Origin of the sequence: Pseudomonas sp. I8001, from assembly GCF_013385345.1 — a bacterium.
In the GTDB taxonomy this organism is placed as follows: Bacteria; Pseudomonadota; Gammaproteobacteria; order Pseudomonadales; family Pseudomonadaceae; genus Aquipseudomonas.
Window position 1 is genome coordinate 94,824 of record NZ_JACAQC010000017.1, and the last position, 12,716, is coordinate 107,539.

2 protein-coding genes are annotated in these 12,716 nt (G+C 62.4%); both read right to left on the reverse strand.

Annotated elements, in window-relative coordinates; genetic code table 11:
* Window positions 1-41: 41 nt before the first annotated feature.
* Window positions 42-8,654, reverse strand: coding sequence for an amino acid adenylation domain-containing protein (locus HX839_RS15115; RefSeq protein ID WP_371315630.1), 8,613 nt, complete (start codon window positions 8,652-8,654; stop codon window positions 42-44).
* The coding region (locus HX839_RS15120) for a non-ribosomal peptide synthetase (RefSeq protein ID WP_177067262.1) at window positions 8,651-12,716 on the reverse strand (4,066 nt) is incomplete at its 5' end. The genes HX839_RS15115 and HX839_RS15120, both read right to left, overlap by 4 nt.

Genomic DNA, 12,716 nt, shown 5'->3' on the forward strand with positions numbered 1-12,716 from the left:
GAGGTACGACGCCGGCCCCGTCCCCGGGGCCGGCGCCAGGGTCAATCGGCAATCAGCTCGGCGCTGTGCAGCAGGCCCGCCAGGCGCTGCAACAACAGAGGGTTACGCAGCAGGTCGTAGTGGCCGGCATCGATCTGCTCGGCGCCGGTGAGTTGTGGCAGCAGCCGCTCGAAGGCTTGGCGCTCCAGCGTGCCTACGCCGTTACCCCACCAGCAGCACGTGTCGACTGCCACCCACGGCAAGACGCTGAACGCCTGCGCCAGGGCCTTGAGTTGCATGCCGACCATAAACGCCTGTGCCAGGTCGGTCGCCTCCAGTTGGCCATAACGCCCCCCCGCCCGTTGACCGGCTTGCAAGCTATTGATGATCACTTCCACGGCCGCTGGCTGCAGGGTGACCGGCAATGCCTGCGGCCAGGTCTGGCCCAGGGTGGCGGTGAGGAAATCCTGCAGGTCATCGCGCCAATCCGAGGTAGCGGGCGTCGAGGTGGGCATGTAGCTGTCTACCAGCCCGACAAATTCCACCGCCTCGCCTTGCTCCTGAAGCTCTTTGGCCACCAGCAGCGCCAAGGGTCCACCGAGTGACCATCCCAGTAAACGATACGGCCCGTAGGCCTGCTTCTGGCGAATGTACTGAGCGTAATCGATCGCCATCGCCGGCAATGATTCATCCTGCCATTGGCGGTCCAGCAGCATGCGGCACTGCACCCCATAGACGCTGCACTCGCCTTCCAGCAGGCGTGCCAGTGGCTCATAGTCAAATACGGTGCCGAAACCGGCATGCAGGCAGAACAGTGGACGGCGGTTCGCCACGTTACTGTTGAGCAGCAACAGCGGATCAAGCGGAGCTTCGACCTCTTCATGGCCACTGAGCTGGGCGATGGTCGGCTTGCTCATCATGTCGCGCAATTTCAGGTCCAATCCAAGCTGCGTGTTGCCGCGCACCTTGCCCAGCACCTTGAGCACGCGCAGCGAATCGCCGCCCAGCTCGAAGAAATTGTCGGTGACACCCACCTGCTCGACCTCCAGGACCTCCTGCCAGATCGCGGCCAGCGCCTGTTCGACCGGGGTGCGTGGCGCAACGTAATGGCGCCCCTTGAATTCGGGGTCTGGCAATGCCTTGCGATCCAGCTTGCCATTGGGGCTGACGGGAAACGCTGGCACCACCAGAATCTGCGACGGCACCATGTAGTCGGGCAGTTGCGCCTGCAAGTCCTGGCGCAAACGCTCGGCAAGCGCCGGATGCTCATCGGCAACCACGTACCCGATCAACTGCTTGCCGGCGCTGGTGTCACGTGCGACCACGACCGCATCACGCACCTCGGCCATGTCACGCAGCCTTGATTCGATTTCGCCAAGTTCAATGCGGAAGCCACGGATCTTCACTTGATGATCCAGGCGTCCGAGGTAATCGAACACCCCGTCCGCCCGCTGACGCACCAGGTCGCCAGTGCGGTAGAGCCGCCCGCCGTCCGTGGAAAACGGGTCCGCGACAAAACGCTCGGCAGTCATTCCCGGACGCTGGCGATACCCGCGTGCCAGCCCCTCACCACCGATGTACAACTCACCGGCAACACCCTGCGGTACGGGGTTGAGGCATGCATCCAACACATAGAGGCTGCGTTCGCCCACTCGACTTCCGATCGGCGCATACACCGCGTCACAGGTTTCGCTTGCGGCGGCTTTCCACAACAGGGGCGTGACCACCGTTTCCGTTGGGCCATAACCGTTGGTCAAATAGCGCGGCTTGAGGGTGCGCTTGACCAGTTCGAAACTGGCCTGCGCCACGGCATCGCCACCAAAGCAGTAGACCTGCACCGGCGGGGCTTCCCGGCCTTCGGCATACTCCGCCAGTTGCTGCAGATACGCCGGCGGGAAACAGGCAATACTGATGCGCTGCTCGTGCAGCGCCTGCCAGGTTTCCTGCGGGGTCCAAAGGTTATTGTCGCGAATCACCAGGCACCCGCCACTGCGCAGGGTCGACAGCCAGCGCTCCTGGGCGCCGTCGAAGGCGAACGACATGAACAACAGTTCGCGCGTCGCCCCATCCATTTCGTAGCGTTCGGCAATCGCGGCGCAGTGCATGCCAATGGGACCGTGACTCACCGCCACGCCCTTGGGTTGCCCCGTGGACCCTGAGGTATAGATCAGGTAGGCGAGGTTATCCGGTTGCAGGCGCGATGGCGGGCATGCATCCGGGAAACTGTCCAGAGACACGCGGTCCAGCAACACCCGGGTGGTCGCGTCCAACGCCCCAAAGCCTTCGCTGATGCCACTGTGGGTCAACAACACCGAGACATTCGCATCCTTGACGATCCAGTCCAGGCGCTCCCGAGGGTAATCGATGTCCAGCGCCACATAGGCTCCACCCGCCTTCATGACCGCGTAGAACGCGACAATCACCTCGACGCTGCGCTGCAGGGCGACTCCGACGCACACCTCCGGGCCCACGCCCAGGCCGATCAGGTAATGGGCCAGGCGATTGGCACGTTGCTCCAATTGCCCATAGGTCAGTTGCACGCCGTCACACACCAGCGCCACCGCCTCGGTTCGCGCCTGGGCCTGTTGCCGGATCAATTGCGGCAACAAGGGTTGCGTGGCCGGCACCTGGCGCAGCGGGTTCGCGGCGAGCAAGCCGGCGTATTCGTCGCACGCCAGAGTCGGCAAGCTGCCCACCCGGGCCTGAGGCGAATCGAGCATGGCCAACAACAGCGTCTCGAAACTGCGTCGAACCTGGTCGCACGCCTGTTCGGTGAACGCGTTGCGCAAATACAGGAACTCGATCTTCAGGGTCTGGCCCAGGTTGATCGCCAGGTCCATCGCGTAGTTGGTCACATCCCGGGTACTGACCTGGCCAAACTGCAGTTGTTGATTGCCGACCTCGGCCAGGCGCTCATCCACCGGGTAGTTTTCGAACACAATAATGCTGTCAAACAACGGCGTGCCGCCCTGCCCCGACCAGCGCTGGATATCGGCCAATGCTGCGTGTTCGTAGTCGCGCACTTCCAGGTTGAGCGCCTGCAATTCAAGCAGCCACTGGCACAGCGCCTTGGCCGGATCCGGTTGCTGGACGATCGGCAATGTATTGATGAACAACCCGAGCATTTCGTCGGCACCCGGCAGGCTGGCCGGACGTCCGGCCACAGTGGCGCCGAAGCACACACTGGTTTGCCCGGTATAGCGCTGCAACAGCAACAACCACACCGCCTGGATCAAGGTATTCGGGGTGATACGCCAGTGCTGGGCAAATTCGCGCAGGCGCCGGGTCTGGCTGACATCCCAGTTCAGGTACAGCGCCGCGTGCCCTTCCAAGCCAGGCTCGGGCTGGGGATGAATACTCGCCGCCAGGCTGGTGGGGCCTTCAAGGGCTTGCAGTTGCGGCTTCCAGAACAGCGACGCCGTGTCCGGGGACTGCTGGCGCAGCCAGGCGATGTAATCGCGGTAATGCCCTTTGCGCGCAGGCAAGGCGCGGCCGGCGTACACCTCGAAGACTTCACCCATCAAGCGCGAGTTGCTCCAGCCATCCATCAGGATATGGTGGCTGGTCCAGATCAGTTGGTGGCGGTGTTCATCCAGGTGCACCAGGGTCAGGCGCGTCAGAGGGGCCGCCAACATGTCAAAGCCCTTGGCGCAATCGTCCTGCGCCAAGGCTTGCAAGGCGTCAGCATCAACCTGGCGATCGCGCCAATCGACGATTTGCACCGAGACCTGGGCGGTCTTGTACACCACCTGCAGCGGTTCGCGCAGGTCGCTGGACGACCAGAAGCCGGTGCGCAGAATCTCATGGCGAGCGACCACCTGATCCCAGGCGGCGATAAACGCCGGTACGTCCAGCCCCTCGACAGGCACACAAGTCTGGTTGATATAAAGGTGCGCCGCCGACGGGTCCAGCGTATGGAACAGCATGCCTTGCTGCGTCGGTGCCAACGGATAGAGGTCTTCGACCTGCTCCAACGGCACGGGCAGGCTGTCCAGTTGTTGCTGGGTCAAGGTGCAGAGGGCAAAGTCCGAGGGCGTCGCGCCCAGGTTTTGCGACTGGCTGCAATGTTCGACCAGCGCCTGGAGTTCGGCGATGTACGCCTGTGCCAGATGCTCGATCGTCGCCTCATTGAACATCTCCCGACTGAACACCCAGTTCAGGCTCAATTGACCGCCGTACACCTGACCATTGATGGTCAACCAGTTGCCCAGCGGCGCTTGCGGGCTTTGTTCCAGGCCGATGGATTCGCCGGAAGGCACAAACAGCGCACCGGCATCCACATCAAAACTGCCGTCAAACTGCCCCAGGTAGTTGAAGGTCACACGCGGCGCGGGCAACTGCCCCAGTACCTTGCGGTGCACGGGGCTGCCCATGTAGCGCAGCACCCCAAAGCCGATGCCCCGCTGGGGAACGCCTCGCAGTTGTTCCTTGACCTGCTTGATTGACTCACCAATACCCGCTGCCGGCGTGAGTTTCACCGCAAACAGGCTGGTGAACCAACCGACCGTGCGGGTCAGGTCGATGCTGGCAAACAGATCTTCACGGCCATGCCCTTCAAGTTGAATCAGCGCCTGGTCGTGGCCGGTCCAGCGCACCATGACTCGGGCCAGCGCAGTCAGCAACAGGTCATTGACCTGCGTCCGATAAGCCGCGGGCGCTTCCTGCAGCAGCAACTGCGTCAGTTCCTTGCTCAACTGCGAATGGACCGTGAGGCCATGTTTGTTTTGCAGGCCACCCCCTGGATGATCCACCGGCAAGTCCGGGCGGGCATCCTGCAACTGCTGCTGCCAGTACTGCACTTCGGCTTGCGCCTCGGGGCGCTGCGCATAAGCCTGCAGGTGCTCGGCCCAGGCCCGCACAGAATGAGTCTTGGGCGCCAGCTTGAGCGCCTGCCCGCTCGCCACCTGGCGATAGGCAAGTTGCAAGTCGTCAAACAGAATGCGCCAGGAAACACCGTCCACCACCAGATGGTGAAGCACCAGCAACACCCGCTGCGAACCATCCGCCAACGCGACCAGCGCCACCCGCAGCAGCGGCCCGTTCAGCAGGTCGAGACTCTGCTGGAGTTGCTCGCCAAACGCCTGCAACGCTTGCGTATCGCGCAGCTGAACCTCCTGCAACACGTTCCGGCCCTGCAACAGGGCCTCGACACTGCGATAAGTTGCGGCCCAGCCCTCTTCGCCCTGGCTGAACACCAGGCGCAGCGAATCGTGATGCACCAGCAGCGCACGCAACGCCTGCTCCAGCAGTGCAGCCTCGATAACCTGAGTCGGCTTGAGCAGCACCGACTGGTTCCAGTGATGACGCTCGGCGATGGGTTCTTCAAAGAATCCCTGATGAATCGGCAACAATGGCAGGTTGCCCGTTACTGCGCCTTGCTCGACTTCAAGCCCGGCGGCATCGATGCGCGCGACGCCAGCCAGCCCCTGTACGGTCTGGTGCTGGAACAGCTCCTTGGGTGTGAAGAAAATCCCGGCCTGGCGGGCACGCCCCACCACCTGGATCGAAATGATCGAGTCGCCACCCAGCTCGAAAAAGTTATCCGACAAACCGACCCGCTCGAGCTTGAGCACGTCTTGCCAGATCGCGGCAATCTGCTGCTCCAGCGGGCTTTGCGGCGCAATGAAGTTTTGTTGAGCCTGGCGTACGTCCGGCTTCGGCAACGCCTTGCGCTCCAGTTTGCCGTTGGGGCTCAGGGGCAGTTGCTCGAGGAACAACAGGTGCACCGGCACCATGTAGTCCGGCAGCACTTCGCGCAAACGGGCCTTGAGCATTTCGCGCAGCGACGCTTCGGCCACATCGCCTTGGGCAGGTACCACATAGCCCACCAGTTGCAGGCCGCTCGCGCCGTCCACCGCCAGCACTACCGCTTCGCGCACCGCGTCCTGCTCCATCAGGCGTGCTTCGATTTCCCCCAACTCGATCCGCAGGCCGCGGATCTTCACTTGATGGTCAATACGCCCGACGTATTCGATCACGCCGTCTGCCCGGTAACGCGCCAGGTCGCCAGTGCGGTACAGCCTCTGGCCGCCGCCAAACGGGCTGGCGACAAAACGTTCGGCGGTCAGCGCCGGGCGACGGTGATAACCCCGCGCCAGTCCTTCACCGCCGAGGTACAACTCACCCACCACCCCGACAGCTACCGGCCCCAGGCCCGCATCAAGAATGTAGGTCCCCAGGTTGGCAATGGGCTGGCCGATGGGCACGCTGTCGCGCCCCTCTTCACGGCAGGTCCAGTGGGTGACATCGATAGCAGCCTCGGTCGGGCCGTACAGGTTGTAAAGCCGGGCTTGAGGCAGCTTGGCGAACACTTGCTGCTGCGCGTCCACCGGCAAGGCCTCGCCGCTGCAGATAATGCGCTGCAAGCCGGTGCAACTGTTGACCGCTACATCGGCGACAAACGCTTGCAGCATCGACGGTACAAAATGCAGGGTGGTGACGTGCTCACGGTTGATCAGTTCAATCAGCTTTGCCGGCTCGCGGTGAATGCCGGGTGCTGCAACCACCAGGCGCGCGCCCGTCATCAACGGCCAGAAGAACTCCCACACCGACACGTCGAAGCTGAAGGGGGTTTTCTGCAACACCGTGTCCACTTCACTCAAGCCATATGCCTGCTGCATCCAGCACAGGCGGTTGGTCAGCGCCGAGTGACGATTGCCGGCGCCCTTGGGCTTGCCGGTGGAACCGGAGGTGTAAATCACATACGCCAGGTTTTCCGGCTGCACACTGATCGGCGGGCAGGTCGAAGCGTACCCGGCCAGCGGTTGATCCAGCAGCAGGCAAACCACCTGCGCCGGGATCGGCAAGCGCTCCCGCAGCGCCTGCTGGGTCAGCAGCAAACCAATGCCACTGTCCTCGATCATGTAGGCCAGGCGCTCCTCGGGATAGTCCGGGTCCAGCGGAACATAAGCACCGCCGGCCTTGAGCACCGCCAGCAACCCGACCACCATCTCGATACTGCGCTCGACCGCCACACCCACCAGCACGTCCGGGCCGACACCGGCTTCGATCAACCTGTGCGCCCATTGGTTGGCCAGCGTATCCAACTGGCGATAGGTCAGTTGCCGGCCGGCAAACACCAGGGCGATGGCCTGCGGCGTAGCGTCCACCTGGGCCTGAATCAGCGCCTGTACGCTTTGGTCCAACGGGTAAGCGGCTTTGGTGGCATTCCAGTCCTGTAGCAGCGTGCGCAACTGCACCGTGTCGAGCATCTGCAACTCGGCAATCGCCCGGGAAGGCTGGGCGACAATCCCTTGCAACAGAGCCTGCCAGTGCCCCGCCATGCGCTCGACTGTGGCCGGCTCGAACAGGTCAGTGGCATAGGTCAATTGCGCCGACAGGCCCTCGCTGTGTTCAACCGTATTGAGGGTCAGGTCGAACTGCGAGGTATGGGTTTCCCAGCTCAGGCGTTCGATCTCCAGGCGCGAGGCCTGGCCTGTCACCTCGACCCGCCCGCGAGTGTCTTCACTTTGGTGGTTGAACATCACCTGGAACAAAGGGTTATGGCTCAACGTCCGCTCGGGCCGCAGGGCTTCCACCAGTTGTTCGAACGGCAGGTCCTGATGCGCCTGCGCGCCCACGGCATTTTGCTTGACCTGTTGCAGGAACTCGCGGAAGGACGTGCGCCCGTCGACGTCGGCCTTGTGAATCTGCGTGTTGACGAAGAATCCGATCAACCGTTCGGTTTCGGCACGGTTCCGGTTGGCCACCGGCACCCCGACCCGAATATCGCCCTGGCCGCTGTAGCGGTACAACAGCACCTGGAACGAGGCCAGCAACAACATGAACGGGGTGACGTTTTCGCGCTGGGCCAGCCGCTTGAGGCCGGCAACCAGTTCCGCGCCCAGGTTGAGGGTGTGGGTGTTGCCGCGAAAGCTCTGCTCGGCGGGACGCGGATGATCGAACGGCAATTCCAGTACCGGCTGCTCGCCACCGAGGCGTTCGGTCCAGTAGCCCAACTGGCGCTCCAGTTCTCCCGCCTCCATCCACTGGCGCTGCCACAGCCCATAGTCGGCGTACTGCACCGGCAACGGCGCCAACTCGACCGAACGTCCCTCGCTGTAGGCGGCATAGCACTGCACCAGCTCGTCGACCATCACCTGCATCGACCAGCCATCGGAAACAATATGGTGCTGAGTGAGCACCAATACATGCTCATCGGCACTGACTCGCAGCAGCTTGACCCGCAATAACGGGCCTTGCTGCAAATCGAACAACTGTCGGGTTTCATCCTCCACGAACGCCTTGATCTGAGCGCCACGCTGTTGCGCGTGCGCCGATGCCAGGGTGTGCAAGTCGATGCTCGCGCCCGCTGCCGGGCTGATGACCTGCAGCCGCCGTGAACCGTCCTGGACAAAATGGGTACGCAGCGATTCATGACGCTCGATCAGCGTCGAAAAGCTGCGCTCCAGGGCTGCCACGTCCAGCGCCCCACGCAAACTCAGGGCACTGGAGATGTGGTAAGCCGTACTGTGCGGATCCATCTGCCACAAGAACCACTGCCGCTCCTGAGCGTAGGACAGCAACAACGGTTCACTGGCGTTTCTCTTGAAAACAGGCGCGACACTGAAGAGATTGATGCCCTTGTGTTTAAGCAGCACCGCCAAGGCTTTGCGTTCCTTTGGCGAAAGCTCGCCCACTGCTCCGATCAACTCTTTCACACCTATCCCCTTCACTCTGAAATTAGCTTTTCAAGCTCATCCCCTGTTAAACGTTTGAGGGCCTCCAAAGATTTAGCCAATTCATCCATCAGCGGTTCACTGGCCGATCCCAACTGCGCCACTTCGGCACTGAAGGTGCGCAAGGTGCTGGCAGCGAACAGCGTCTTGAGCTGCACTTGCAGGTCCATTCGCTCACGGATACGCACGATGAGTTGGGTGGCCAGCAACGAATGCCCGCCCAAGGCAAAGAAGTCATCCTCCAGGCCGACCCGCTCGACGTTAAGTACCTCACTCCAGATTTGCGCCAATTGCTGCTCGGTGTCGGTCTGCGGTGGTGTGTACTGGTCGCGACGCTGTACCGCGCCAGGGGCCGGCAAGGCCTTGCGATCAAGCTTGCCGTTGGGGGTCAGCGGCAGGTATTCAAGCACCAGCAACTGCGCCGGCACCATGTAGGCAGGCAACACTTCATGCAGGCGGCGCTTGAGGTCGTCTTGCAAGTCTGCTTGCGCGTCGGCGTCGATAAGGCCTGGCTGGTCGGGCACTACATAACCCACCAGTTGCAAGCCACTCACACCTTCCACCGCCAGCACCACGGCCTCGCGTACCGAGCCCTGGGCCATCAATTGAGCTTCGATTTCGCCCATTTCAATCCGGAAACCGCGGATTTTCACTTGATGGTCGATGCGCCCGACGTACTCGATCACCCCCTCCGGGCGATAACGGGTCAGGTCACCAGTGCGGTACAAGCGCTCGCCGGTGGTCGAGAACGGGTTCGGCACAAACTTCTCGGCGGTCAGCCCCGGACGCAGTAGATAGCCACGAGTGATGCCCTCACCGGCCAGGTAAAGCTCCGCCGCCACGCCGACGGGCACCGAGTGCAACTCGGCGTCGAGCAGGTAGCTGGCGGTGTTGGCCAACGGCCTGCCGATATTGGCCTGGCCGCCGGCTTCGCGGCGGGTCCAGGTGGAGTAAGTGGTGTCTTCCGACGGGCCATACAGGTCGTAGACATGCTGCACATGCCCACGGCCATACAGCGCATCCACCAACGACTGCTTCAGTGGTTCGCCCGCCAGATTGATGATGCGCACGCTTTGCGGGATTTGCCCGGCACGCTGCAAGGCTCCCATCGCCGAAGGCACGCTGTTGATCAGGCGTACCCGGTCTCGGGCCGCCAGCTCCGGCAGCTCCAGGGCATTGCGGGCACCGACGATAAAGCCGCCGCCAGCCAGGGTCACAAACAGCTCCCACACCGACAAGTCGAAGCAGATCGACGTGGAGGCCAGCACCCCTTGAATGTCTTCAGGGCTGTAAACCTGCTGCGACCACTGGGTCAGCGCCGCCACGTTGCGGTGAGTAATAGCCACGCCCTTGGGCAGGCCGGTGGAGCCGGAGGTGTAGATCACATAGGCCAGGTTATTCGCACTGACCACAACGGCCGGGTCCTGATCATCGGTGTCCTGAGTCTCAGCCAGCAGTACTTCGATGGATGCAGTCACCTCCACCGCCGCCAGCACATCAGATTGCGTCAGCAACACTCGAGCCTGGCTGTCCTTGAGCATGTACGCCACGCGCTCGGCCGGGTAATCCGGGTCCAGCGGCACATACGCGCCGCCCGCTTTGAGTACCGCGAGCAATGCCACGACCATCTGCGCACTGCGCGGCATGGCCACGCCAACCCGCACTTCAGGGCCAACACCCAGCGCCACCAGCTTGCGCGCCAGGGCATTCGCCCGGCCGTTCAACTGGCGGTAGGTGAGTTGCTCATCACCCCAGATAACCGCCAGGGCGTCGGGCGTACGCTGCACCTGGTCCTGAATCTGTTGATGGATGCACCGCTCACGCGGGAAGTCCAGGCCATTGGCGTTCCAGGTCTGTTCAATCAGTTGACGTTCGTCGCCACCGAGCATCACCACATCAGCCAGTACCCGCTCACTTGAAGTCGTCAACTCGACCAGCAACCGGTTGAGGTGACCAGCGATACCTGCCATCGCCTCTGCACCAAACACGCTGCAGTCATAGTGATAGTGCAGGGCCAACGTCTGCCCGGCATTGACCAACAATGTCAGCGGATAATTGCTCTGCTCATGGGCTGCAACGGCGCCAAACACCAGGCCATTGTCGCTGCCCTGGGCCAGCGCTTCGGCGATCGGGAAGTTCTCGAACACCAACAGTGTGTCAAACAACGACTCGGAACCGTGTTCGGCCCAGCGCTGAATCTCGAACAGCGGCGTGTGTTCATGCTCACGCAGCCCCAGGTTTTGCGCCTGGACCGCCTGCAACCAATGACTGACGCTCTGCCCGGCGAGCGGGCTGGCAACCACTGGCAAGGTATTGATGAACAACCCGATCTGCTGCTCGACCCCCTTCAGATCGGCCGGACGCCCAGCCACGGTGGCACCAAAGCACACCGTCGACTGCCCGGTATAACGCTGCAAAAGCAGGAGCCAGGCGGCTTGCAGCAAGGTATTGAGGGTGACTTTCTGCTGGCGGGCAAACTCGTTCAGAAGGCGCGCCTGAGTCGCATCCAGTACCTCGAAGTGGCTGGCATAGCCTGTACCCAGGACACGTGGCGCAACGACCGCCTGGGCCAGGCGCGTCGGTGTTTGCAGCGAGGCCAGCTGCTGCTTCCAGAACGCTTCCCGGAGCGTTTGGTCCTGACCTTGCAGCCAGGCAATGTAATCACGATAACGCCCGGTCGATACCGGCGGGTTATGACCACTGTAGCGTTGCAGCACCTCACCGAGCATCTGCGAGTGGCTCCACCCATCCATCAGGATATGGTGATGAGTCAGGATCAGGTGATGGTGACGATCATCCAGCGCCACCAGGGTCAACCTGAGCAACGGTGCCTCTTGAAGCTCGAAGCCCCTGGCTTGTTCGGCCTCGGCCAGTTGGCGCAAGGCCTGCGCCTGCCCGGTACGCCCGCGCCAGTCGTGCAGCGCGTAAGGCAGGGTCACTTGCTTGCGCACGATCTGCAACGGCTGATCCTGTTCAGCCAACCACACGAAGCCGGTGCGCAGGATGTCATGGGCATCCAGGGTGGCTTGCCAGGCCTGGCGGAACTTGTCCGGGTCCAGTCCCTCGACGTCCAGGCACATCTGGTTGATGTAATCGCCAGAGGCCTGTTCATATAGCGTGTGGAACAGCATGCCTTGCTGCATCGGTGACAACGGGTAAATGTCTTCGATGCTGTGTGCCGTCATGGGCAAGCCGTCCAGCGCGGATTGGCTCAGGGTCGCCAGCGGGAAGTCCGACGGCGTCACCGCTCCGGCGCCCGGCAGGCAGCAATGCTCGACCAGGCCAGCCAACTCACGGGCGTAGTCATCGGCCAGATGCTGGATGGTCGACTCGTCGAAACGTTGGGCACTGAAGGCCCAACCCAGGCTGAGCTCGCCGGCGAACACCTGGCCATTGAGGATCAGGCCGTTGGCCAACGGCGCCTCTGCGTTTTGCTCCGGCCCACGGGCTTCGTCGCAAGGTGCCCAGAGCGGTACATCGCCATCGTCAAAACTGCTGTCGAACTGGCCCAGGTAATTGAAGGTGATCTGCGGTGCAGGCAACTGCGCCATCGCCTCCCGCGTCTCTGTCTCGGCAAAGGTAGACAACACACCAAAACCCAGGCCTTTATCGGGGATTGCGCGCAGTTGCTCCTTGATGTTTTTCAGCGAACCCGCCGGGTCACCGGCCGGGGTCAGCTTGACCGGGAAAGCACTGGTGAACCAGCCGACGCTGCGGGTCAGGTCAACTTCATCAAACAGGTCCTCACGGCCATGGCCTTCCAATTGGATCAAGGTGCTCGCCTGGCCGGTCCAGCGGCAAATCACCCGCGCCAGTGCCGTCAGCAGCAAGTCGTTGATTTGCGTGCGATAGGCCGCCGGGGCGTCCTGCAACAGGCGGCGGGTCTGCACCGAGTCCAGACGGCTGTACACCGTGAGGCCGTCCTGGTTGGTTTGCCGACCACCGGAATGGTCCGAGGGCAATTGGGCTTGAACATCGTGCAACTGCATTTGCCAGTAAGGCAATTGCTCCAGCGCCTCCTCCCGGGCAAAGCGAGCCAGCCGCTCGCCCCAGGCCTTG